20 protein-coding genes and 1 other RNA gene are annotated in these 24,587 nt (G+C 61.0%); 2 read left to right on the top strand and 19 right to left on the bottom strand.

Annotated features, from left to right (window positions below; all coding sequences use genetic code 11):
- Positions 1-68 precede the first annotated feature (68 nt).
- The 16 genes from lpxC to rnpB all read right to left on the bottom strand — a co-directional run bounded on the left by lpxC (position 69) and on the right by rnpB (position 19,132).
- Complete coding sequence (lpxC, locus tag ACYVDM_RS22295; RefSeq protein ID WP_415789710.1) at positions 69-992, bottom strand: UDP-3-O-acyl-N-acetylglucosamine deacetylase; 924 nt, start codon at positions 990-992, stop codon at positions 69-71.
- A gap of 243 nt (positions 993-1,235) precedes the next feature.
- Positions 1,236-2,414, bottom strand: coding sequence for a cell division protein FtsZ (ftsZ, locus tag ACYVDM_RS22290; protein ID WP_415789708.1), 1,179 nt, complete (start codon positions 2,412-2,414; stop codon positions 1,236-1,238).
- Between the two features lie 237 nt (positions 2,415-2,651).
- Positions 2,652-3,878 carry a cell division protein FtsA gene (ftsA, locus tag ACYVDM_RS22285; protein ID WP_415789705.1) on the bottom strand — a complete coding sequence of 409 codons (1,227 nt, stop codon included), beginning with the start codon at positions 3,876-3,878 and terminating at the stop codon, positions 2,652-2,654.
- Positions 3,879-3,882: 4 nt separating this feature from the next.
- The gene (locus ACYVDM_RS22280) at positions 3,883-4,701 is read right to left on the bottom strand and encodes a cell division protein FtsQ/DivIB (protein WP_415789703.1); all 819 of its coding nucleotides are present in this window, start codon (positions 4,699-4,701) and stop codon (positions 3,883-3,885) included.
- A gap of 23 nt (positions 4,702-4,724) precedes the next feature.
- Entirely contained in the window at positions 4,725-5,705 is a 981-nt protein-coding gene (locus ACYVDM_RS22275) for a D-alanine--D-alanine ligase (protein ID WP_415789701.1), read from the bottom strand.
- On the bottom strand, positions 5,702-7,108 hold the full coding sequence (gene murC, locus ACYVDM_RS22270; protein WP_415789699.1) for a UDP-N-acetylmuramate--L-alanine ligase: 1,407 nt from the start codon (positions 7,106-7,108) through the stop codon (positions 5,702-5,704). Before murC ends, ACYVDM_RS22275 begins: the two co-directional genes overlap by 4 nt.
- Positions 7,105-8,178: an undecaprenyldiphospho-muramoylpentapeptide beta-N-acetylglucosaminyltransferase gene (gene murG / locus ACYVDM_RS22265; RefSeq protein WP_415789697.1), complete on the bottom strand. Its 1,074-nt coding sequence runs from the start codon at positions 8,176-8,178 to the stop codon at positions 7,105-7,107. Before murG ends, murC begins: the two co-directional genes overlap by 4 nt.
- A complete protein-coding gene (gene ftsW / locus ACYVDM_RS22260; RefSeq protein ID WP_415789695.1) occupies positions 8,175-9,368 on the bottom strand; it encodes a putative lipid II flippase FtsW in 1,194 nt (397 codons plus the stop codon). Before ftsW ends, murG begins: the two co-directional genes overlap by 4 nt.
- Before the next feature lies 1 nt (position 9,369).
- Positions 9,370-10,905: a UDP-N-acetylmuramoyl-L-alanine--D-glutamate ligase gene (murD, locus tag ACYVDM_RS22255; protein ID WP_415789693.1), complete on the bottom strand. Its 1,536-nt coding sequence runs from the start codon at positions 10,903-10,905 to the stop codon at positions 9,370-9,372.
- Positions 10,902-12,071, bottom strand: a complete 1,170-nt coding sequence (mraY, locus tag ACYVDM_RS22250; RefSeq protein ID WP_415789691.1) for a phospho-N-acetylmuramoyl-pentapeptide-transferase — start codon at positions 12,069-12,071, stop codon at positions 10,902-10,904. The genes murD and mraY overlap by 4 nt, the downstream gene beginning before the upstream one ends.
- Positions 12,061-14,892, bottom strand: a complete 2,832-nt coding sequence (gene murF / locus ACYVDM_RS22245; RefSeq protein WP_415789689.1) for a bifunctional UDP-N-acetylmuramoyl-L-alanyl-D-glutamate--2,6-diaminopimelate ligase MurE/UDP-N-acetylmuramoyl-tripeptide--D-alanyl-D-alanine ligase MurF — start codon at positions 14,890-14,892, stop codon at positions 12,061-12,063. The genes mraY and murF overlap by 11 nt, the downstream gene beginning before the upstream one ends.
- Positions 14,889-16,619 carry a peptidoglycan D,D-transpeptidase FtsI family protein gene (locus tag ACYVDM_RS22240; protein ID WP_415789686.1) on the bottom strand — a complete coding sequence of 577 codons (1,731 nt, stop codon included), beginning with the start codon at positions 16,617-16,619 and terminating at the stop codon, positions 14,889-14,891. Before ACYVDM_RS22240 ends, murF begins: the two co-directional genes overlap by 4 nt.
- Positions 16,616-16,906 (bottom strand): cell division protein FtsL, encoded by a 291-nt coding sequence (gene ftsL, locus ACYVDM_RS22235; protein ID WP_415789684.1) that lies wholly within the window; start codon positions 16,904-16,906, stop codon positions 16,616-16,618. Before ftsL ends, ACYVDM_RS22240 begins: the two co-directional genes overlap by 4 nt.
- The gene (gene rsmH, locus ACYVDM_RS22230) at positions 16,906-18,009 is read right to left on the bottom strand and encodes a 16S rRNA (cytosine(1402)-N(4))-methyltransferase RsmH (protein ID WP_415789682.1); all 1,104 of its coding nucleotides are present in this window, start codon (positions 18,007-18,009) and stop codon (positions 16,906-16,908) included. Before rsmH ends, ftsL begins: the two co-directional genes overlap by 1 nt.
- Before the next feature lie 8 nt (positions 18,010-18,017).
- Positions 18,018-18,446, bottom strand: a complete 429-nt coding sequence (gene mraZ / locus ACYVDM_RS22225) for a division/cell wall cluster transcriptional repressor MraZ (protein WP_415789680.1) — start codon at positions 18,444-18,446, stop codon at positions 18,018-18,020.
- A gap of 271 nt (positions 18,447-18,717) precedes the next feature.
- Positions 18,718-19,132, bottom strand: an RNA gene (gene rnpB / locus ACYVDM_RS22220) — RNase P RNA component class A.
- A gap of 96 nt (positions 19,133-19,228) precedes the next feature.
- On the opposite strand from rnpB, the gene ACYVDM_RS22215 reads away from it, so the two are divergent.
- Positions 19,229-21,055: an ATP-binding cassette domain-containing protein gene (locus tag ACYVDM_RS22215; protein ID WP_415789678.1), complete on the top strand. Its 1,827-nt coding sequence runs from the start codon at positions 19,229-19,231 to the stop codon at positions 21,053-21,055.
- Positions 21,056-21,114: 59 nt separating this feature from the next.
- On the opposite strand, the gene pyrC is transcribed toward ACYVDM_RS22215, so the two are convergent.
- Positions 21,115-22,173: a dihydroorotase gene (gene pyrC / locus ACYVDM_RS22210; RefSeq protein WP_415789676.1), complete on the bottom strand. Its 1,059-nt coding sequence runs from the start codon at positions 22,171-22,173 to the stop codon at positions 21,115-21,117.
- Positions 22,174-22,186: 13 nt separating this feature from the next.
- Positions 22,187-23,380 (bottom strand): M20 aminoacylase family protein, encoded by a 1,194-nt coding sequence (locus ACYVDM_RS22205; protein WP_415789674.1) that lies wholly within the window; start codon positions 23,378-23,380, stop codon positions 22,187-22,189.
- 144 nt (positions 23,381-23,524) lie between these two features.
- Here ACYVDM_RS22205 and ACYVDM_RS22200 point away from each other — a divergent pair, with 144 nt between their 5' ends.
- Entirely contained in the window at positions 23,525-23,803 is a 279-nt protein-coding gene (locus tag ACYVDM_RS22200) for an SWIB/MDM2 domain-containing protein (RefSeq protein WP_415789672.1), read from the top strand.
- Between the two features lie 276 nt (positions 23,804-24,079).
- Here ACYVDM_RS22200 and ACYVDM_RS22195 read toward each other — a convergent pair whose 3' ends face one another.
- Positions 24,080-24,445, bottom strand: coding sequence for a DUF4870 family protein (locus tag ACYVDM_RS22195; RefSeq protein WP_415789670.1), 366 nt, complete (start codon positions 24,443-24,445; stop codon positions 24,080-24,082).
- Positions 24,446-24,587: the final 142 nt, after the last annotated feature.

Here is a 24,587-nt window from a genome sequence, read left to right as displayed (position 1 = left end):
AAAAGCCCCAAAGGGGCTTTTTTACCTTGGGGCGGCCCGGCGGCAAAAAACCCGCCGCCTGATCTGAATCAGGCGAGTTTCCACTCGTGGCGGAAAGCCTGCGGCGCTGCGGCTTGGGACTCGTAGGACACGAGCTCCCAGGCGTCTTGCCGGGCCAGCAGCGCGCGCGCCAACTGGTTGTTGAGGGCATGGCCTGATTTGCAGGCGACATAGCGCGCGACCAACGGCTTGCCGATCAGGTAGAGGTCACCGATCGCGTCCAGAATCTTGTGTTTGACGAACTCGTCGTCGTAACGCAGACCATCGCTATTGAGCACCCGGTACTCGTCCATGACAATGGCGTTGTCCAGACTACCGCCTCGGGCGAGACCCATGGAGCGCAATGCCTCGACTTCGTTGACGAACCCGAAGGTGCGTGCTCGTGCGATTTCGCGGACGTACGAATGCGTGGCAAAGTCGATTTCGGCAAAGTTCGCCGTGGAGTCGATGGCGGGATGACGAAAATCGATGGAAAACGCCAGAGAGAAACCCTCGTGCGGTTCGAGGCGCGCCCATTTCAGGCTGCGGCCTTCGCCCTCGCGGATTTCGATGGGCTTGGTCACGCGAATAAATTGCTTGGGCGCGTTTTGCTCCACGATGCCGGCCGACCGCAATAGATAGACGAAGGTCGCGGCGCTACCATCCATGATGGGCACTTCTTCGGCGGTCAGGTCGACATGCAGATTGTCGATACCCAGACCCGCCAGCGCGGACATCAGGTGCTCGACCGTGGAAACACGGACGTCGCCCTGCTGCAGCACGGACGCCATGCGCGTATCGCCCACACCATTGGCCTGCGCGGGCAGGTCAACGACCTGCGGCAGATCGACACGGTGAAAAATAATGCCAGTGTTGGCTTCGGCAGGACGCAGGGTGAGCTCGACCCGACGTCCTGAATGGACGCCTACGCCAGTAGTACGGACGAGATTCTGGATGCTACGCTGTCGAAACATGGTCTTTGTATGTGAACTTGCCGGTAAAAAACGATAATTTCACCAGCATAAGGGCATATTGTAACCTCGGCGAATGGCCGGCGTCACGCGTTTGATACATTTGCCGACATCTATCGTCGATGTTATCGAGCGCAAACGATGCGCCTGATCAGACGAAAACCGCCCCATGTGCCCGGCTCGTTCGGGGAGAACGAGCCGGCACTGAGGGAGTCGGGCCAGTTCCCCGGCCCGTTTACTGCAACGTCAATCCGCTTGCTTGCGCAAGAAAGCCGGAATATCGAAGTGATCCATACCCGAGCTTTCCAGTGCACGCACTTGGGCCGACGCCTGCGTGCGCGGGTTGCGCATCACCGACGGCGTATCCAGGTTGCGGTAATCACCCTGAGCCATGTGGCCCATGACCGGCATGTTGTCCGTGCCGGTACGCAGGCTTTCGGCCATGGTTTCCACCAGCCTCGGCGCAGCCATTTGACGACCCAGGCCCGTTGCCACCACCGTCACACGCAGGTTGTCGCCCATGGATTCGTCGTAGGCGGTACCGAAGATCACGGTCGCGTCGTCCGAAGCATAGCTGCGGATCGTTTCCATGATTTCGCGCGTTTCGCGCATCTTCAGTGTGCGGCTGGCAGTGATGTTGACCAATACGCCACGAGCACCGTTCAGGTCCACACCCTCGAGCAGCGGGCACGCAATGGCTTGCTCCGCAGCGACGCGGGCACGATCTGCGCCGCCGGCCGTAGCGGTACCCATCATGGCCTGGCCTTGCTCGCCCATGATCGTCTTGACGTCTTCGAAGTCAACGTTAACGTTGCCTTCGACGTTGATGATCTCGGCGATACCGGCGCACGCGTTGTGCAGGATATCGTCGGCGGACTTGAAGCACTCGTCTTGCGTGGCGTCTTCGTCCATCAACTCATAGAGGTTCTCGTTGAGCACCACGATGAGGGAATGAACGTGTTTGGCCAGCTCGCCGATACCGTCTTCAGCCATCTTCAGGCGCTTGTTGCCTTCGAAGGTAAAGGGCTTGGTCACCACGCCCACGGTCAGAATGCCCAGCTCTTTGGCGACTTCCGCTACCACCGGACCCGCGCCCGTACCCGTGCCACCACCCATACCGGCAGTGATGAACACCATGTGCGCACCATTCAGTGCGGAACGGATTTCCTCGCGTGCGGTTTCCGCCGACGCGCGGCCTTGCTCGGGCTTGGCGCCCGCGCCCAGGCCGGTACGGCCCAGACGAATTTGCACCGGCGCATTAGTTGCCGCCAGTGCCTGGGCGTCGGTATTGGCGCAGATAAAATCCACGCCATTGACGCCGCTACGGATCATGTGCGCAACGGCATTGCCGCCAGCACCCCCAACACCCACGACCTTGATAACGGTCCCTTTGGTGTTGTTCTCAAGCATTTCGAAATTCATCATGATGACTCCCTCACAAGTCTGGATACGCAAATCACAAAATTTTTTGTCCCCTCGCCGCAACGTCGTACTGGAAAGCGGCTACTCGACAAAATCATTCCCCAACAACTTATATTTGTGAATCGCTTCAAAATCGCCGCCGATCGGATGATCCGCAACGGGTTTGAAACGTCTCCCCTATTCGGCCTGCGCCGTCTTGCGACGAATCAGGCCAGGAGCAGGCCCCGTTCTGCCCCTTGATCAGTTCATAAACCATTCCTTCATGCGCGTGAGCAGGCTCTTGAAATTGCCCGTCTGCGCGGCAACCTTGCGGCCCCGCACCCGTTGCATACGCGCTTCTTGCAACAACCCCATCACTGTCGAGAAACGCGGATTACGCATCACATCAGACAGGCTGCCTTCGTACTCGGGCATCGCCACGCGCACGGGCTTGAGGAATACGTCTTCGGCCAACTCGATCATGCCGGGCATCTGAGCGGAACCGCCCGTCAGCACCACCCCTGAGGCCAGCAAGTCCTCGTAGCCCGATTCGCGGACCACTTGCTGCACCAGGGTGAACAGTTCTTCGACTCGCGGTTCGATCACCGCGCCCAATGCCTGGCGCTTGACTTGGCGTGGGCCACGATCGCCCAGCCCGGGTACTTCTACTGACTCGTCCGCGCGCGCCAGCACCTGCTTGGCCACGCCATAGCGCAGCTTGATTTCTTCGGCATCCGGTGTGGGCGTGCGCAGCATGGCGGCGATGTCATTGGTGATCTGGTCGCCCGCAATAGGCACGACCGCCGTGTGCCGAATAGCGCCACCGGTATAGATCGCCACATCGGTCGTGCCACCGCCGATATCCACCAAGACGACACCGAGCTCCTTTTCGTCTGCCGTCAGGCACGACAGGCTGGATGCCAGCGGTTGCAGGATCAGGTCTTGCACCTCGAGGCCACAGCGGCGCACGCATTTGACGATGTTCTGCGCCGCGCTCACGGCCCCCGTGACGATATGCACGCGCACTTCCAGGCGCAGTCCACTCATGCCAATGGGTTCGCGAATGTCTTCCTGGCCATCGACGATGAACTCCTGGGTCAACACGTGCAGGACTTGTTGATCTGTCGGGATATTCACCGCCTTGGCCGTCTCGATCACGCGCGCCACGTCGGTCGCGGTAACCTCCTTGTCCTTGACTGCCACCATGCCGCTGGAGTTGAAGCTGCGGATATGGCTGCCCGCGATGCCGGTATAGACGTCGCGGATTTTGCAATCTGCCATCAGCTCCGCCTCTTCGAGCGCGCGCTGAATGGAGTTGACGGTGGTTTCGATGTTGACGACCACGCCTTTGCGCATGCCGCGCGATTCGTGCTGCCCGAGGCCGAGCACTTCGAAACGCCCCTCCGGCAGGATTTCGGCGACCACGGCAACCACTTTGCTGGTGCCGATATCGAGGGCGACGATGAGGTCCTTGATGTCACGGGTCATGGCGTTAACGCTTTCTTGAAGATGTGGATGAAGATTTCGATTGCCCTTCTGGCAGCGGTGCCAGAGCCAAGGCAAATCCGTTGGGATAACGCAGGTCGGCCTGGGTCACACTGCGGCCTTCCAGCCGGCTGACGACGGCCGGCCAAGCTTGTACAAACCGTTGAATACGCGCGGCGAACGGCAAGGCGCCAGGCACGCCGTGCGGATCGGGAGCGTCCGCTCCCGGATCGCGCCCCAAGTCCAGCACGAGATCGTTCGAGAGCGTGGCCTTCCAGGCATAGCGAGGGCTGAGATTCAGTTCGCGCACCTGCAAATCCAGCGGTGCAAACCAGCGAGCCAACTCGGCGTAGCGCTGCACGACCAACCCTTCCGTACCCTCCGGACCGGAGAACTGCGGCAGCACCATATCGTCGTCCAGCTCGCCCGTGTTGGCCGTGAACGCCTCGCCCCAGGTGTTGATCATCTGGTTTTCGTTCCACAAAGCCAGCGGCTGCTCTTCTTCGAGCTGCACGCGTAGTGTCCCGGGCCAGATACGCCGGATCGACGCACGCCGCACCCAGGGCACCGACTCGAACACTTCGCGGGCTTCGTTGAGGTCCACTGTGAAGAAATTCCCGTCGAAACGATTGGCGATCACCGCGCGCACGGATTCGGGCGACACGTAGTGCAACTCGGTATCGGGCGCGGGCACCAACTCGATGCTCGACAGCAAAAAATACGGACGATGCGCCATCCACACCAGGCCTGCGATGAGAATAGCCACCACGGCCAGCACGGCTAGCGTGTTGGCTATCAGGTTGGTGGTGCGAGCGTCGTTCCACACGGATGATTCCGATCCAGTTGCTATTAAGAGTTACGCGGAGGGCTGTGCACCTTGCACGCAGCCCCGGATAAAATGGACACACACAATTCGGCATAGCTCATTCCGACCGCCTTGGCCGCCATCGGCACCAGCGAATGGCTGGTCATGCCCGGCGAGGTATTGGCCTCGAGCAACCACGGCTGATTGTTGGCATCCAGCATGAAATCAATTCGACCCCAGCCCGCGCAGTCCAGCGCGCGATAGGCCCGCACGGCGATATCGGTGATCTGGTTCGAGACGTCTTCGGGCAGCGCTGCCGGGCAAAAATACTGGGTATCGTTAGAGATGTACTTGTGCTCGTAGTCGTAGTTGCCGTCGGGCGCCACGATTTCGATGACCGGCAGCGCGCGCGCCGCACGCCCCTCGCCCAGCACCGCGACAGTCAGTTCGCGACCGGCGATAAATTGCTCGGCCAACACTTCGTCATCAAAAATCGATGCCTGCGCATAGCCTTCCTTCATGTCGGAATAGCCGATTACCTTGGCCACACCAACCGTGGAACCCTCATGCGGCGGCTTCAAGATCAAGGGCAATCCCAGCCGATCAGGCACGGTGCGCAACTCGGACTGCGCATCCAGCAACTCAAAATCCGGCGTGGGCAATCCATGCTGCAACCAAACGCGTTTGGTCATGGTCTTGTCCATGGCCAGGCTCGACGCCATGGGACCGCTCCCTGTATAGGGCAAGCCCAGCAACTCCAACGCCCCCTGCAAGGTGCCGTCCTCACCATAGCGGCCATGCAGCGCGATGAAGACGCGATCAAAACCTGCCTGGGCCAAGTCGGCCAGCGAGCGCTCACCGGTATCGAACAAATGGGCATCCACACCCATCGTCAACAATGCCTGGTGCACGCCATTGCCGGACTGTATCGACACTTCGCGTTCCGCTGAACGGCCGCCATACAACACGCCGACCTTGCCAAAGGCCTTCACATCGGGGAGAGGTTGCTGTGTCGTCTGGTTCATACAAGTTCTCCTACTTGACCTGGCACTTTGCTGATCGAACCGGCTCCCATCACAACGACGACATCACCGTCACGTACGAAATTCAAAATCGCTTGCGGTAGCTCGGTCACGTCTTCGACAAAGAGCGGCTCGACACGGCCCGCCACACGTAGGGCCCGGGCCAATGCACGCCCGTCCGCGGCGACCAATGGGGATTCGCCCGCGGCATAGACCTCGGTCAACAGCACCGCATCGGCGTTGCCCAGCACGCGAACGAAATCTTCGAAACAGTCGCGTGTGCGGGTATAGCGGTGCGGCTGAAACGCCAGCACGATACGGCGCTGCGGCCACGCCCCGCGAGCCGCGTCCAATGTGGCGGCCATTTCGACGGGATGGTGACCGTAGTCGTCGATCAACGTAAATGTGCCGCCGCCGTGAACCGCCGGCACCGCAAAGTCGCCGGTTTGCGTAAATCGACGTCCGACGCCGGTAAACGAGGCCAGCGCCTGGCAAATCGCATCGTCGGAGACACCCAGTTCCGTGGCGATGGCCACTGTCGCCAAGGCATTGCGCACATTGTGCAGCCCGGGCAAATTCAACTCCACATCCAGCGACGGCAACGTGCTATCACGATCTTTGCGCTGCACCGTAAAGCGCATACGGGTGCCATCGGCCTGCACGTTTTCACCACGCACCTGCGCGTCGGCACTCAACCCGTAGGTAGTAATCGGGCGCGACACGAACGGCATGATCTCGCGCACGTTGGCATCATCGGCGCACAGCACAGCGCTGCCATAGAAGGGTAGACGCTGCGTGAACTCGATAAAAGCACTCTTGAGTCGTGCCACATCGTGACCGTAGGTATCCATATGGTCAGCATCGATGTTGGTCACCACCGCCATCACCGGCAGCAGATTCAGAAACGAAGCATCTGACTCATCGGCCTCGACCACGATGTATTCGCCCTGACCCAGCCGGGCGTTCGCCCCCGCCGAATTCAGGCGACCGCCGATCACGAAGGTCGGGTCCAGATCGCCGGCTGCCAACACGCTGGCGATCAGACTGGTGGTCGTGGTCTTGCCGTGGGTGCCGGCGACGGCGATGCCGCGCTTTAAGCGCATCAACTCTGCCAGCATGATGGCGCGCGGCACGACAGGGATACCGGCGGCGCGAGCGGCGATCACCTCGGGATTGTCCCCGGCCACGGCGGTGGACGTCACAATGGCGTCAGCGCCGACCACGTTCGAGGCCGTATGGCCGATCGCGACGTTGGCGCCTTGCGTGGCAAGCCGCCGGGTCACGGCGGTCTCACTCAAGTCGGATCCGCTGATGGTATAGCCCAGGTTCAGCAGGACCTCGGCGATGCCGCTCATGCCTGAACCGCCGATACCGACGAAATGAATATGCTGGATTCTGTGTTTCATGTTGAGCGCCTCGCTGCTTGTACGCAGACATCGGCGATATCTGTCGCGGCTTGCGGACGCGCGTGTTGATGCGCGCGCTCTGCCACGGACTGGAGGTCAGGACGCGTGCGCTGGCCCAGCCAATCGGCCAGCCATTCAGGCGTGAATTCGGTTTGGGGGCACAACCAAGCGGCCTGCTCATCGCTCAAAAAGCGGGCATTGGCCGTCTGGTGATCATCGATGGCGTGCGGGAAAGGCACGAACAACGCGGCCACGCCAGCAGCGGCAACTTCGGCCACCGTCATCGCACCGGCCCGGCAGACCAACACGTCGGCCTGTGCCATCGCGGCCGACATGTCATCAATAAAATCGCGACAATCCGCTGGTACTCCGGCCTCGGCATAGGCCTGGCGCAGCGCTTGTAGATGCTGCTCACCGGATTGGTGGGTAATCTGCGGACGCGTCTCGGGCGCCATCAGCGCCAGCGCACGTGGCAACACGGTATTCAGCGCTTGCGCGCCCAGACTGCCGCCTACGACCAGGATACGCAACGGCCCGCTGCGTTCGCCATAGCGAACGGCTGGCTTAGGCAAATCACACAAATCAAGGCGCACGGGATTGCCCAGGACCTCGGCTCTGGGCAACACACCAGGAAAACCGCTCAGCACACGCCGCGCGCGCTTGGCCAACCAACGGTTGGCTGTACCCGCCACCGCATTTTGCTCGTGCACGACCAAGGGCATGCCGCGCAATGTCGCCATCATGCCCCCCGGAAAGGCCACATAACCGCCCATCCCCAGCACCACATCGGGTCGGACTTGCGACAGGCGCTGCCAGGCTTGCACGCAGGCGCGCGCCAACAGGAATGGCAGTTTCAATAACGCCGCCACCCCACGCCCTCGCACCCCCTGGAAGTGCATAGGCACCAATTCAATGCCGCGCTGGGGCACCAATCGGCCTTCCATTTTGTCGGGATTGCCCAACCAGAGCACGCGCCAGCCGCGTTCACGCAGCACCTGCGCCACGGCCAGCCCTGGCATGATGTGCCCGCCGGTGCCGCCCGCCATGATCAGAATGGTCGGCGTCGTCATGCGCGCCCCCCTCTCATCATGATGCGATTCTCGATATCCACGCGCAACAGAATGGCCAACGCGCAAAGATTCATCACGATGCCCGAACCGCCGTAGCTCATCAACGGCAGTGTCAGCCCTTTGGTCGGCAGCAATCCCAGACAAACGCCCATATTGATAAATGCCTGCACACCAATCCAGATCGCGACACCCTGCGCCACCAGACCAGCGAAGGTGCGTTCCATCGCGATAGCCTGCCGGCCAATGTCGAAACCCCGATAAATAATGACGGCGAAAAGTCCCAGCACCAGTAACACGCCGGCAAAACCAAGTTCCTCGCCAACGACTGCCATCAGAAAATCAGTGTGTGCTTCGGGCAAGTAATGCAGTTTTTCGACGCTGGCGCCCAAGCCCACGCCCAACCATTCGCCACGGCCCAGTGCGATCAGAGAGTGCGACAACTGATAGGCGCTGCCATAGGCATTGGCGTCGTCCCATGGATCCAGATAGGCGAACAAGCGCGCACGCCGCCACGGTGACAACCAGATCAGTGCCAGGAAGGTTCCCATCAACACGCCGAGCAGGCTGCTGAAGTACTTGCCGTTAATACCGCCGACAAACAGAATGCCCATCGCGATCGCAACGATCACGATGAACGCGCCCAGGTCGGGCTCAAGCAGCAACAACATCCCGACCCCGCCCAGGGCGAACGCCATCGGCAAAAAGCCGCGCGAGAACGACTGCATGTACTCCTGCTTGCGTACGGCGTAATCCGCCGCATACAACAGAGCGGCAAGTTTCATCAACTCCGATGGCTGGAAACTCAGCGGTCCAAACGGAATCCAGCGATGTGCGCCATTAACCTCTCGGCCGATACCGGGAATGAGCACGGCCAGCAAGAGTGCTAATGCCACCATAAAAATGGGCACAGCCATCCGTTGCCAGAAGCGCATGGGCAACGAAATCGCCACCGCGCCCGCCATCAAGCCGGCGACCAGGAAAAGCGCATGGCGGATGACAAAATAGTAACTACCATACGAGGCATAGCGCGGACCGTCGGCCAGTGCGATCGAGGCCGAATAGACCATCAGCAGGCCAAGTAGCAACAAGGTCACGGCCGCCAACACCAGCGGCGCATCGTAGTTGCGCATGCGGGTACGCCCCGGGCGAACGGCGTTGACACTGGTCGTGAGATCGGCGAAGAGACTCATGTCACACCTCTCCTTGATCACGCGCGAGGTCCTCGACCTCTTCGACGAACACCACACCACGGTGGGGGTAATTGCGGAACATGTCCATGCTGGCGCACGCCGGCGACAACAGTACGGCGTCGCCCGGCTCGGCCAACTCGGCGCCACGCCGAACCGCCTCACGCATATCATGTGCGGCCACGCAGGGCACACCAGTTTCGGCTAGTACTCGACCAATTTCGGGACCATCGGTGCCGATCAGCACCACCGCCCGCGCGTAACGTGCGACCACCGGCACCAAGGGCGAGAAATCCTGACCCTTGCCCAGGCCACCCGCGATCAACACGACCGGTTGGCCTAGGCCTTCCAGCGCGGCGACCGTAGCACCGACATTGGTGCCTTTGCTGTCGTTGATGTAATCCACTGCGCCAATGCTGCGAACAAATGCCGCGCGGTGCGGCTCGCCCGCGTAGTCCTGCAGAGCACGCAGCATGGGGCCCCAGCCGATATTCAGCATACGCGCCAACTGCAAGGCGGCCAGTGCATTCAAGCCATTGTGCAGACCCCGAATCCGCAAAGCATCCAAAGGCATCAGTCGACTCATGCGTCCGGTTTCGCGCTGCGGCGGCGGCGCATTTTTCTTGCGCTTGACCGGTGGGGCCTGATCGTCGAAACCCGTCGATTCGCAAGCGACCAGCCATGCCATGCCCTGACCCAGGTCGACGCCCATGTCGCCGACCAACTCAGGCAGGTCACGACCAAAACTGCGTACGTTCATATCCGGCAGGGCATCCACCATCGCGACAACCCGCGGATCGTCGCGATTTACGATGCAAACTCGAGCCTGCTTGAATAAGCGTGCCTTGGCCTGCGCGTAGGCCTCCATGTCACCGTGCCAGTCCAGGTGATCTTGCGTCACGTTCAGCACCACCGCCGCATCGAGCGCCAGGCTATGCGTGGTTTCCAGCTGAAAACTGGACAGCTCCAGGACCCACACCTGAGGCAGATCATCGGCATCCAGCGCGTCGATCAAGGCGGTCAGGGCCGCCGGACTGATGTTGCCCGCGGCCCGCGCGCTAAAGCCTCCAGCCTCGACCAGTTGCCGCGCCATCACCGTCACCGTGGTCTTGCCGTTGGTGCCCGTCACCCCAAAGACGTGCGGACGGTATTCCCGCGACACCGCTAAATCCGCCAGCGCCCGGGCAAACAATTCGATTTCACCCACCACTTCGATACCGCGTTCGGCGGCCAGGTGCAACAACGCCTGTGCGGGCGCGTCGATGGGAGACAGTCCGGGGCTGAGTACGAGCTGCGACACGCCATCCAGCAGTGCAGGATCAAACGCATCGCCGCAACCAAGACGGTAATCGACGTCGATCCCATCGGCCTCCAACGCGGTACGCAGCCCAGCCAGGCCACCCGGCTCGACGCGAGTATCAGCCACCCGCAACGCCGCTCCCTGCCGAGCGCACCAGCGAGCCGCAGCCACGCCCGTCTCGCCCAATCCGAGGATCAGGACGAGCGGTGCATCAGCACGGAGGGTTTCGGAACTCGTCATCGCAATTTCAAGGTGGAAAGGCCGATCAGCACCAGCATCATGCTGATAATCCAGAACCGCACGACGACTTGGGTTTCTTTCCAGCCGCCGACTTCAAAATGGTGGTGTAGGGGTGCCATCCGGAAAATCCGCCGCCCCTGCCCGTATTTGCGTTTGGTGTACTTGAACCAGGTCACCTGCATCATCACGGACAGTGTTTCGACAACGAACACGCCCCCCATGATGAAGAGCACGATTTCCTGACGGACGATCACGGCGATCGTGCCCAGCGCGCCGCCCAAAGCCAGCGCCCCGACGTCGCCCATGAATACTTGCGCCGGATACGCGTTGAACCACAAGAACGCCAACCCGGCCCCCGCGATCGCCGCGCACAGCACCATCAACTCGGCAGCGCCGGGAATATACGGAAACAGCAGATACTTGGAATAGTCGACCCGACCCACCACGTAGGCAAAAATGCCCAGTGCGCTGCCCACCATCACGGTGGGCATGATCGCCAGGCCATCCAGTCCGTCGGTCAGGTTCACCGCATTGCTCGTGCCCACAATCACGGCCCAGGTCAGTGCCACAAAACCCACCACCCCCAGCGGATAGCTCACGGATTTAAAGAACGGGACGATCAGGTCGGCCCGCGTCGGCAGAGGCATGCTGAAACCGCTGCCGACCCACTCCTTGAACAAGGGCCACAACTCGGTGTTGGCGGGCGCTGAAACAGCAAAGGCCAGGTACACGGCAGCCACCAACCCAATGGTGGCTTGCCAAAAGAATTTCTGCCGGGCGGGCATGCCTTCGGGATCGCGATGAACGACTTTGCGATAGTCATCCATCCAGCCGATCCAGCCAAAGCCGAAGGTCACCATCAACACCACCCAAACAAAGCGGTTGGTCCAGTCGGCCCACATCAAGGTGCTGATAGCGATAGAAATCAGAATGAGCGCTCCACCCATCGTCGGCGTACCGTTTTTCACCAGGTGCGATTCCGGACCGTAAGCGCGCACGGCCTGACCGATCTTCAGTTCGGTCAGCTTGCGGATCACGCGCGGTCCCGCCACCAGGCCAATGAGCAAGGCCGTCGCGCATGCCAGCACGGCGCGCATGGTGATGTACTCCAGAACGCCAATGGCGCTCACATCGTCAGACAACCAGCGGGCGATCTCAAGCAGCATGAGAATCTCCCTGGCGTTCGGCCGTCGTATTGTTATTGTTAGTAGACAGCTCTTTCACCACCCGCTCCATGCGCATAAAGCGCGATCCTTTTACTAATACACTCGCCGCACGCATGCGATGCAGCGCCGCCACAATCTCGTCTACCGATTCGCACGCCAGGGCTCCGTCTCCGAAGGCTGCTACGGCATCGCGGCAGGCTTGGCCCAGCGTGTAGAGCGCTTCGATACCATGCTCGCGCGCATAGGCGCCAACCTCGCGATGCATTTCGGGGCCGTTGTCACCCACTTCGCCCATGTCGCCCAACACCAGGACGCGCGGGCCGGGCAGTTGCGACAACACGTCGACGGCCACACGCACCGAATCTGGATTCGCGTTATAGGTATCGTCGATCAATATCGTCCCGTCGGCCAATACGTTGCGCTGCATACGTCCGGCCACAGCGCTGAATGACGCCAGTGCGCGGACGGCGGCAGCCAACGATGCCCCGGCGGCCAGCGTCGCGGCGATAGACGCCAGGGCATTTCGGACGTTGTGCAGACCCGGAACCGGCAGCATCAGGTCCACGCTACCGGCGGGCGTCACCACATGGCACGCGGTGCCCTGCTCGGTCGCCGTGATGCGTTCAGCATAGACATCGAGCCCAGGCTGCAAACCAAAGCGCAACACGCGTCGCGCACCGGCCTGGGCCTCCCAGACACCGCAATGCGGATCATCACCGGGGAATACTGCGACACCATCCTCGGGCAATGCCTCGATCACGGCGCCGTTTTCTTGAGCGACCGCCTCGACCGAATGCATGAACTCCTGGTGTTCGCGTTGCGCATTGGTGATCAATGCCACCGACGGCGCGGCCATCACGGCCAGCACCGCGATTTCTCCCGGATGATTCATCCCTAACTCGAACACGGCGGCGCGATGTTGCGCGCGCAGGCGCAGCAAGGTCAGCGGCACGCCGATATCGTTATTAAAGTTGCCAGCCGTCGCCAGCCGACCCGCCTCGCCCTGCCAATCGGCCAGGATCGCGGAAATCATTTCTTTTGTGGTGGTCTTGCCGTTGCTGCCCGCAACACCAATCACGGGCAACGAAAACTGTGCCCGCCATGCCGCACCAATCCGCATCAGGGCTAGACGGGTATCGCCCAGTACCAGTTGCGGCGGCGACATTCCCGGGACCGGGTGAGCCACGACGGCCGCGCACGCGCCGCCTTGCTGAGCCTGCAACAAGTAATCATGACCGTCGAACTGCTCACCGACTAGCGCCAGAAAAATTTCATTCGCGCCGACACGCCGGGTATCCGTCGACAAGGCCGCGACATGGGGCAAGAGCAAGGCAAGTTTTGCCCATTCACGATCATCAAAAGGCTGTTTGGCGCCGGCGACTTCCTGATAGGTTTCGTGCCCCTTGCCCGCCAGCAAGATGACATCATCGGGCTCGGCCGCCCAGATCGTGTGCATGATCGCCCCGGCGCGATCGACTTCGACCGTCAGGCGGGCACCACGCGGGATGCCAGGCAGAATCTGCGCAATGATGGCGTCGGGATCTTCGCCGCGCGGGTTGTCGCTAGAGACCGTAATTTTGTCGGCCAGGTCCGCGGCAACGCGCCCCATCTCCGGTCGTTTGCCCGAGTCGCGCTCGCCGCCGCAACCAAACAAGCACACCAGGCGTCCGCCTCGCGCATCCGCCATCGGGCGCAATGCGGTCAAGGCACGCGCCAGCGAGTCCGGCGTATGGGAATAATCCACCACGACCAATGGCCCGCGTCCAGCCGTCACGGCATTCGTCAAGGCCAGGGGCTCCACGACTTGCAGACGACCGTCCACTGGTCGCGTCGCAGCCAACGCGCGAGCAATCTGGGACAAAGGCCAACCGAGCTTGGACAGCACGCCGGCCACCAACAGCAGATTCGATACGTTATGACGGCCCAGAAGCGAGGTCACGATCTGTGCCCCGCCTGCGGGCGAGAGCAAGGTAAAGACTTGTCCGTGCGAGGTGGCCTGCAAATCCTGCACCCGGAAAGCCGCCGGCGTATCCTGCTGGGTATAGCCCAGCGCGAGCGTGTCGGGCAATGACTGCAGGAGTCGCTCGCCCGCCGCATCGTCGGCATTGATAATGGCGGCGGCCAGACCGGGCCACTGGAACAAGCGGGCCTTGGCTCGCTCATATTGCTCCATCGAGCCGTGATAATCCAGATGATCGCGCGTCAGGTTCGTGAATCCCGCCACCTCGATACGGACACCATCCAGGCGGCCTTGCTCCAGACCGATCGACGAGGCTTCGAGTGCCACTGCCTGGGCGCCCGCCTGGTGCATGAGCGCCAGCACGCGGTGCACCGTCAATACATCAGGTGTCGTCAGGCTGCCGCCCAGGGAACGGCCATCCGGCAACAACGCACCGAGCGTGCCGATACTGCCGCAGGGCTTTCCGGCATCGGTCAGCGCCTGCGAAATCCATTGCACGCAAGACGTCTTGCCGTTGGTACCCGTAATGGCCACCACGCTCAGGGCCGCCGACGGCTGCCCGTACCAGTCGTCAGCCAGCTCGCCCAGCAACCCTCGCAACGCCGGCACTGCCAGCACTCGAGCGTCTTCTTGGAACTCGGCCGGAACGGGTGTTTCGCACAGCACGGCCGAAGCGCCCTGCGTGATCGCTTGGCCAATGTAACGTCGGCCATCCGTCGAACCGCCCGGGCACGCCACAAATACATCGCCGGTGACGATCTCACGCGAATCCAGTCGCAAGTCGGCGCCCATCGTGGCCTGCTCACGCAACCAGCGCAAGGCCTCGACGGCCTCAGCGGACAAAGGACGCGTCGTATTCATTGCGCCCCCTCCCGTACACCCGCCACAATCGTCGACTCGAAGGGTGCATCCGGCTGCACGCCCATCAGGCGCAGGCTACCCCCCACAATGGTGGAGAAAATCGGTGCGGCGACCGCACCACCGTAGTACCCCCCCGCCGTGGGTTCGTCAATCGACACTGCGACCACAATACGCGGATCCGAAACGGGCGCAAACCCGACATACGAGCTCCGGTAGCGCTTGGTGCTGTACTTGCCATCGACGATCTTGCGCGCAGTACCGCTCTTGCCGGCAACCCGATAGCCCTGCACCTGGGCAGCCTTCGTGCCTTCGGGACCGGCGGCGGCTTCGAGCATGCCGCGAACCAGTTGCGCCACTTGCGGGCTATAGACCTTGACGCTGGTCGGATCGCTATCGCGTTTGATCAGGGTCGGTGCCACCATGTCGCCATTGCGGGCAAAGACGGTGTACGCACGCGCAACCTGCAACAGCGAAACTGACAGACCATAGCCATAAGCCATCGTGGCCTTTTCAATCAGACGCCACCGATCCCAGGGACGCAGGCGGCCAGGCGCCGCGCCTGGGAAACCCAGTTGCGGTGCACGGCCCAAGCCCAGTTCGGTAAAGCGTTCCCACATCTCGCGGGCTTGCAGCTTTTCGGCGATCATGGTCATGCCAATATTGCTGGACCGGCGCAATACCCCCGCCACATTCAGTGTGCCGTTGCGGCTCACGTCATGGATGGTGTTGCCCTGGTAGCGAAATGACCCATTACCCGTCTGAAACTGAGTATTGGTATTGATGCGCCCCAAATCCAGTGCCAACGCGGCGGTGAAGGGCTTCATGATCGAACCCGGCTCAAACGTATCGGTAATCGCGCGATTACGCAGATTGGGCGGGTGAAACGTCTCGCGACGATTCGGATCGAACGTCGGCAGGCTGCTCAAGGCCAGGATCTCGCCTGTACGCACGTCCATGATGATGGCGCTGGCCGCAGCGGCCTTGTGACGCACCACCGCCTCGCTCAACTCGCGGTACAACAGATACTGCAAGCGCGCATCGATAGACAAGCTGAGGTCACGGCCGTTGACCGGCTCGGTCACGGCCTGCACATCCTCAATCACGCGCCCCAGACGATCCTTGATCACGCGACGGCTGCCCGGCGTACCTGAAAGCAGCTTGTCGAAAGTCAGCTCAACGCCCTCTTGGCCGGTGTCTTCGACGCTGGTGAAACCCAACAAATGTGCCGTGACCCCACCATCGGGGTAGTACCGACGGGATTCCGCTTGCTGATGAATGCCCGGGATCTCGAGCTTCTTGATCTGCTCGGCGATATCCATCGGCACTTGGCGTTTCAGATAGACAAAATTGCGATCCACGTCGGCCAAGCGGGCACGCAGATCTGCGATCGACAAGCCCAGCAGCTCGGCGAGCTTCTTGAGCTGGTCGGCCGTCGCGGGCTTGGTGTCCTCGGGGATTGTCCAAATCGCGCGCGCCGGCACACTCGATGCCAGCACCACGCCATTACGGTCAAAAATCTTGCCACGCGTCGCGGCCAGCGTCAGGGTACGCTCGTAGCGACGCTCGCCCTGCTGCTGCAGAAATTCGGTAGAAAGCCCCTGTAAAAACAGGGCACGACCGGCCAGCACGACAAACGAGGCCAACAACAAGACCAACACGAGCCGCGCCCGCCAGGTCGGCAGTTGCCCACGCAAGACTGGGTTGTCGAAGAACGGCACGTGCCTCATTGGGCACCCCCGACAGCTGGAATCGGCGCCTGATGCAGGTACAGCGTGCGATCAGGCACGACGGGGATCATTTTCAGATCCTCGCGCGCCGCGTGGTCAATCCGTGCATTGCGCGCCAACTCGGCGCGCTCAAGCTGCAGGCGGCGCCAATCCGTATCCAGCGTGTTGGCCAAGGTGTTGCTGCGGTCTAACTCTATAAATAGCTGGCGAGAATGATAGCGGCTGGTCACCAGCGAAATCGCGGACAGCATCAACAGCATCGCAAAGAAGAGGCTCATGCGTGCCATCAGCGTGCCCTCCGCTTGCCACCGCGCCGGGCAGGCTGCGCTTCGCCCGGCACTCGCATGGCCGGCACAAAGCCCTCGGCACCATCCGCACCCAAAGGTGTGCTTGTACGCTCGGCCACCCGCAACACGGCCGAACGCGACCGCGCGTTGCCGGCGATCTCTTCGTCACTGGCCAGCACACGCCCTAACGAACGCATGAGGGGCCGAGGCATTTCGCTCTCGCGCAAAGGCAAACGCGCATGCGCGACGGCCGGCCTGGCCGCCGCCGCGATGCATTGTTTAACCATCCGATCTTCGAGCGAATGAAAGCTGATCACCGCCAACCTCCCCCCTGGGGCAAGCAGTCCTAAAGCTGACGCGAGGGCGCGCGCGAGCTCTTCGAGTTCCCGATTGATGTAAATCCGTAAAGCCTGAAAGGTGCGTGTGGCCGGATGTTGACCTTTTTCGCGCGTGCGGACGGCGCTGGCGACGCACTCGGCAAGCTCGAGCGTGGTGCACAGCGGCCGTGTTGCGCGGCGAGCAGCAATCGCCTTTGCAACCTGAAAAGCAAACCGTTCTTCGCCATAATCTGCTATGACCTCCCGCATCTCATCTATGCTGGCTTGCGCCAGCCATTCCGCTACCGTAGGGCCGCGGGTCGTATCCATTCGCATGTCGAGCGGGCCTTCGCGCATAAACGAAAAACCTCGTCCGGCATCATCCAATTGGGGCGAAGACACCCCAAGATCCAACATCACGCCATCGATTTTCTCGATACCGTGTCCTGCCAACGCGTCGCGCATGGTGGCAAAGCCGTCATGCACCACCGTCACCCGGCGATCGCGAGCGGCCAACTCAGTCGCTACCGCAATCGCCTGGGGATCCTTGTCGAACACCACCAGCCGGGCGTCAGGCCCCAGGCGGCTGAGCAGCTCGCGGCTATGTCCACCGCGCCCAAAGGTGCCATCGACAAACACGCCGCACTGTGCGCGCGCCTGAGCTTGCACCTCGACCAACTCGTCATCCGCCTGAGCCGACCGCGTCGCGCCCTTGCCGCCAAAATTGGCCTGCAATAACGCATCCACCGTCGGCGCCAGCAGCACGGGCCGATGTTCGAATTCCATACTCGGTTTCAGAACGAAAACTGGTTCAACACGTCCGGCATCCCCTGAGCAAGATCCTCCGCCTCGCGGCGGGCCAGGGAAGCGGCATCCCAGAGCTCGAAGTGCGCGCCCATACCGAGCAGCATCACATCGCGCGTCATACCGGAAGCGTTGCGCAGTTCAGGCGCAATGAGCACACGGCCGGAACCGTCGAGTTCGACGTCCTGGGCGTTGCCCAACAACAGCCGCTGCAGCGCGCGCGCCGACATGGGGAACGCAGCGATCTGCTCGCGCTTTTTTTCCCACTCTTGTCGCGGATACACCAACAGACAACCGTCAGGGTGGCGAGTCAGGGTCAACCGGCCTTCGGCCTGCGCAACGAGCGCGTCACGATGCCGGGTCGGAATCGAGATCCGTCCCTTCGCATCCAGCGTCAGCGCGTTGCTTCCTTGAAACACCACATTTACCCCACTTAATTGCACAAATTCCTACTTTTTCCCACTCTACGGTAATGGATTAACCCGGTCAAGCGCACGGTTGCAATTTTTTCAATCACAACAAGGACTTAGAGCACCTATCAGGAAAGCCAAAATAAAAACCCCCTGATAAATCAGGGGGTTGCAGTAACAACTAAAAGTCCTTCGTCAGGAGTGAGGCAAATAGAGCGCCCTTTCAATGTTTTACGTTCGGCCCTGCCTGAGCAGGACCGGCCACGCCGTCTGTATTCAGCTGCAAGACAGATCTATAGGCCGGATTCTGTACGCCGAGTCACCCCGGCGGGCAATCATTCCTCTGCGCGGATCATTGCTGAGCCGCTGTAGCCACCTACCCGCATGCTAGAGCGAGCCGCCCTTCAGGCCCGAAAGCCGTACGCATGCCTATTTGGTGTTGCTCCGGATAGAGGTTGCCGCGTTTCACCCTGCCGCGCCGCTCGCCGTTGCCGACGGACGCAATACGGAGATGGCCGTATCGGTGCATGCCGAAACATGCCCGCGCCGCAGACTCGTCTCTGTGGCCCTATTCCTCAACCGCTGACCGGACATAAGCCCGGGGCGGCCGGACGGCTGTTAGCCGCTACCCTGCCCTGTGGAGTCCGGACCTTCCTCGATGGATTTGCATCCACCGCGATTGCCCGATCTGCCTTGCGGGCGCCATTGTACGGCACAGGATCGGGATCGTCGCCGCCGCGACCTGCGACAATAGCGTCATCGCAGCAAATCTCCGCAATTTTGTAGACCCCATGGCCAACAACACTCTGATTACCCTGACGGACGTACAACTCGCGTACGGCCACCATCCGTTGCTGGACCACGCTGACTTCGTCATCCAAGAAGGCGAACGCATCGGACTGATCGGCCGCAACGGCGCCGGCAAAAGCTCACTGCTACGCTTGCTCGATGGTCGCAACGTCCCCGACGACGGTGATATCGCGCGCAACTCCGGCCTAACAGTCGCCACCGTCGAACAAGAGCCCGAGCTGGACGAGGACGCCACCGTATTCGAAGTCGTGCTCGACCGTGACGACGATCACGAAGACTGGCAGCGGCCATCACTTGTCCAATCTTTACTCGAACGCCTGGGCCTGCCCGGCGACGCACGCATCTCCGAGCTCTCGGGCGGTATGCGCAAGCGCGTGGCCTTGGCTCGCGCCCTGGCCAACGAGCCCGACTTGTTGTTGCTGGACGAGCCCACCAACCATCTCGACTTCAACGGTATTGCCTGGCTGGAAGACCTGCTGCGCAATTGGCGCGGCGCGGCCATCATCATCACCCATGACCGCCGCTTCCTGGACGCCATCACCACGCGTATTGTTGAACTCGATCGCGGCAAATTGCTGAGCTTTCCTGGGAATTTCTCCCAGTGGCAAGAACGCAAGGCGCAATGGCTCGAGTCCGAGCGCCTGGAAAACGCCCGCTTTGACAAACTGCTCGCCCAAGAAGAAGTCTGGATACGCAAAGGCGTCGAAGCCCGTCGTACCCGTAACGAAGGCCGGGTGCGCCGCCTCGAGCAACTGCGCGTAGATCGCGCAGAACGCCGTGACCGGCTGGGCAATGTCAGCCTGGCCATTGCCGAGGGAAAACGCTCGGGCAAGTTGGTCGCCGAGCTGGAAAACGTCTCAAAAGCCTTTGGCGAACGCGTCGTGATTCGCGAGTACAGCACGACACTGATGCGCGGTGATCGCATCGGCATCATTGGCCCCAACGGCGCCGGCAAAACAACGCTGCTGAAAATCATGCTGGGCGAACTGGCACCGGATTCAGGCACCGTCCGCATGGGGACCAACGTCTCCGTCGCCTACTTTGATCAGATGCGAGCGCAACTCGACGAGAACGCTACCCTGGTTGACATCATCAACCCTGGCAGCGAATGGATAGAAATCGGTGGCACCCGCAAACACGTGATGAGCTATCTGGGCGACTTCCTATTTTCGCCCGCACGTGCTGGGTCGCCAGTCAGCAGCCTGTCCGGCGGCGAACGCGCGCGTCTCTTGTTGGCCCGCCTGTTTGCGCGCCCCACCAATGTGCTGGTACTCGACGAGCCGACCAACGATCTCGACATCGAAACGCTGGAGTTATTGGAAGAGCTGTTGCAGGAATACACCGGTACCGTGCTGCTCGTCAGCCACGATCGCGCCTTTCTGAATAACGTCGTCACCCAGACCATTGCCAGCGAGGGCGACGGCCAGTGGCGCGACTACGTGGGGGGCTACGATGAGTGGGTCGCTCAACGCCCTGCCGCGCCTACCCCGTCATCCGAGGCAAACAAATCCGTGCGCCCCACCAATCCGTCGAGCGAATCCGCCGCCCTGGCCCCACCAGCCAAACCCGCGCGAGTCGCCAAGCTCAGTTCTTGGGAACAACGCGAATTGCAGGAGCTGCCCGATACGATCGCCACGATCGAAGCGCGCCAGGCTGCGCTCTCGGCACGACTGGCCGACGGCGCGCTATATCGCGACGCGCCTGATGAAGTCGAACGAATCAACGCCGAACTGGCGACGCTGGATACCCAGCTCGAAGAAAAATTCGCGCGCTGGGAATTACTGGAAGCGCGACGCGGCAACCCCTGATCGCGAAGCGGGCAACACTGCTGCTTGTCGCAAGCAGCAGTGTTGCCCCCCACCGATATTTACTCAGCGCGCCAGTCCAGCGACTCGCCAGCGGCCAAAGGCACAAGGGACGTGTCCCCAAATGGCACGTCGGCGGGAATCGTGTAGGACTCGCGGCGCAGCGTCAACGTATCGGTGTTGCGCGGCAAACCATAAAAAGCCGCCCCATGAAAACTGGCAAACCCCTCGAGGCGATCCAGACGCCCGGCGCGCTCGAAGGCCGTGGCGTATAGCTCCATGGCATGCAGCGCGCTGTAGCAACCCGCACAGCCACAGGCATGTTCCTTCAGGCCACGCGCATGAGGTGCGCTGTCCGTGCCCAGGAAAAAACGCGAGTTGCCGCTAGTCGCCGCATCCAGCAGCGCCTGGCGATGGATTTCACGCTTGAGGATCGGCAGACAATACCAATGCGGCCGAACCCCTCCCTGAAAAATCGCATTACGGTTGTACAGCAAATGTTGCGGTGTAATAGTCGCGGCGATCGGCCCTTCGGCATCGCGTACATATTCCGCACCGTCCTTGGTCGTGATGTGCTCGAACACTACCTTCAAGCCCGGGTACGCCTGGCGCAGAGGACGCATGACGCGGTCGATGAAGACGGCTTCGCGATCAAACACATCGATCTCGGGATCCGTGACCTCGCCATGCACCAACAAAGGCATGCCACAGCGCTCCAGCGCCTGCAACGCCGGCCCACACTTGCCCAGCAAATCCGTCACGCCCGCATCGGAATTGGTCGTCGCCCCGGCGGGATACAGCTTGACCGCATACACTTGGCCGGACTCGTGCGCGCGCACGATCTCGTCCGCCGAGGTGTTATCGGTCAGATACAACGTCATCAGCGGGGTAAAGAGAGGTAAGTCATCGTGTTGACGCAAAGCGTCTTCGATCCGCTGCCGATACGCCAACGCCTGCTCCGTGGTCGTCACCGGCGGGCGCAGATTCGGCATGATGATGGCGCGCGCGAATTGACGCGCCGTATGGCCCACCACCGCCTGAAGCGCCACGCCATCACGCAAGTGCAAATGCCAGTCATCCGGCCGGGTAATCGTAAGCTCAGTAATATTTTGATCAGACATGAGTGCAACCGGCCTAGTCAGCCAAAGGCATGCCGCGCTCGGCCAGGGCGCAAAACATGGCGCTACCTAGCGGAATCACAGCATCGTTAAAGTCGAAGTGGGAATTATGCAGCACGCAGCCAGATTCGGCGCCGCCCTGGCCCAACCGAAAATAGGCCCCCGGCCGTGTCTGCAACATGAAAGAAAAATCTTCGGAGCCCATTGACGGCACCAGATCGCGCACCACGTTTTCTCGGCCCACCATATCGGTCGCAATATCAGCGACCAAATTTGCATGTTGCGGCGTGTTCAGGGTGGCGGGATAAATGCGCTGATAATCCACCTGTGCCGTGGCTCCAAAGCCACCCGCCACCGCGGTGACCAGTTCGCGCATACGCGTCTCGACCATCTCTTGCACGGATTTGCGAAACGTACGAACCGTGCCGACCAGCCGGGCCTCGCGCGGAATCACACTCATCGCACCCGGATGACCCGCCTGCATCGAACCGATGGACAACACGGCGGAATCCAGCGGGTTCACATTGCGCGAAACGATGGTTTGCAGCGCCGTAATGACGTGCCCGGCGATCGTCACGGGATCAATGGTCTGATACGGATGCGCCCCATGCCCACCCCGGCCGGTGATAACAATTTCAAAACGATCTGCCGCCGCCATCATGGGGCCCGGATTAATGCCAATGGTGCCCGGCTTGAGGCCGGGCCAGTTGTGCAACGCATAAATCGCATCACACGGGAAAGTATCAAACAATCCGTCTTCCAGCATGGCCTTCGCGCCACCGCGGCCCTCTTCGGCCGGCTGAAAAATCAAGACGGCGGTTCCGTCAAAGTTACGCGTCTGCGCCAAATAGCGTGCCGCGCCGAGCAAAATCGTCGTGTGCCCGTCGTGACCACAACCATGCATCAGCCCGGATTTATTGGATTTGTACGAAAAATTGTTATCCTCGGTCATAGGCAACGCATCCATGTCGGCGCGCAGGCCGATCATGCGTCCGCTATCACAGCGTTTGCCGCGTATCACACCCACGACCCCGGTCTTGCCAATACCGCGATGAACCTCTATGCCCAAGGCCTCTAGCGAACCCGCCACAATGCCCGACGTACGCACCTCTTCGAAGCCCAATTCAGGATGCGCATGTAAATCTCGACGGATTGCCGTCAACTCGTCGTGGAATAGCCGTATAGAATCTAGTGCTGATCTTGCGTACATAAGACGTTACGCACCTTGTACATTAAGGGGGTCAAGTCCCTATTTTAGTTGCTACAGAGCATAAATGACTTTGTCTTTGAGAGAGAGACACGTTATGCTCCGCCCGCAGGACAATTTTTCTAACAGCCAGAGAAGGAGCGCCGCATGGCTACAACCTCCAAACCCGCGACCGCACGCAAGCCGAATGCGGCATTCATGAAGCCCCTGACCCCCAGTCCCGAACTGGCCGCTGTCATCGGTGCCGACGCAGTGCCGCGTACCGAGGTCACCAAAAAGATCTGGGAATACATCAAAAAGCATGATCTGCAAGATGCCAGCAACCGGCGCAACATCAATGCTGACGCCAAGCTGCGCCCGATTTTCGGCAAAGACCAGGTCACGATGTTCGAACTGACCAAGCTGGTCAACGTCCATCTGAAGTAAGCAGGAGCTGGGCACGTACGCCGTACGTCCCAACCCCTTCTTGCCCAATGGGCCGTTTTCCCGGCCCATACGCCCTGGGCTTGCTACGCTTGGCATGCATTTATCATGGCGTGCATTTATGGATGCGAGCCCAAATAAAAACGGCTGACGAAAGTCAGCCGTTTTTATTTTGTTTTTTATCCTGGATTTGTATTTACCCAGCCGCCCTGCCCACACCCAAGACTAGGAGGGGGTTTATCGCAGGCACACGGCCGCCCTGAGGCGACCGTAGCGCGCTTAGGCATACGGGGTAGGGGCAGCACCACTCAGGAGCGCCAGCCAGCCCTTAATAAGCCGGTAGAGCGTCCAAATCACGGTGGCAACAACACCTAGCCAGCCAATGAAAATCAGCGTGCCTATAGCGCTGATCGCCAGCCACAGCAAAGCCCACCAGAAGGTGCGCAACAGCCAATCAAAATGCGCGGCATACATGGTGCCCGCGGCGTCCGTGCGCTTGAGATACATCAGCACGACCGCTGCCAATGTCGCAATACCCAAGAACCCGCTGGTCACAAAACCCAATGCAAAAAGGCCATAGGCCACATGGGTCAGCGTACGCAGGTCCAGCGAAGTATTAGAGGACGAGATCTGGGGATCGCTCACAATAACCGCTCCATCGAATAGATTTAGCCAATCTTACCGCACAAAGACGCAAGATCGGGGATGGAGATAGCAGTGAGGTTTGAGCGCCACAGGGTGTGGGCGTTGGAGACCTCAGGCCACGAGACGGTGAGCACGGCGACTG

The sequence above is a fragment of the Bordetella tumulicola genome (genome assembly GCF_054779135.1).
Note: the sequence above shows the minus strand (reverse complement) of the source record. Positions and strands in the feature narration are given on the sequence as shown.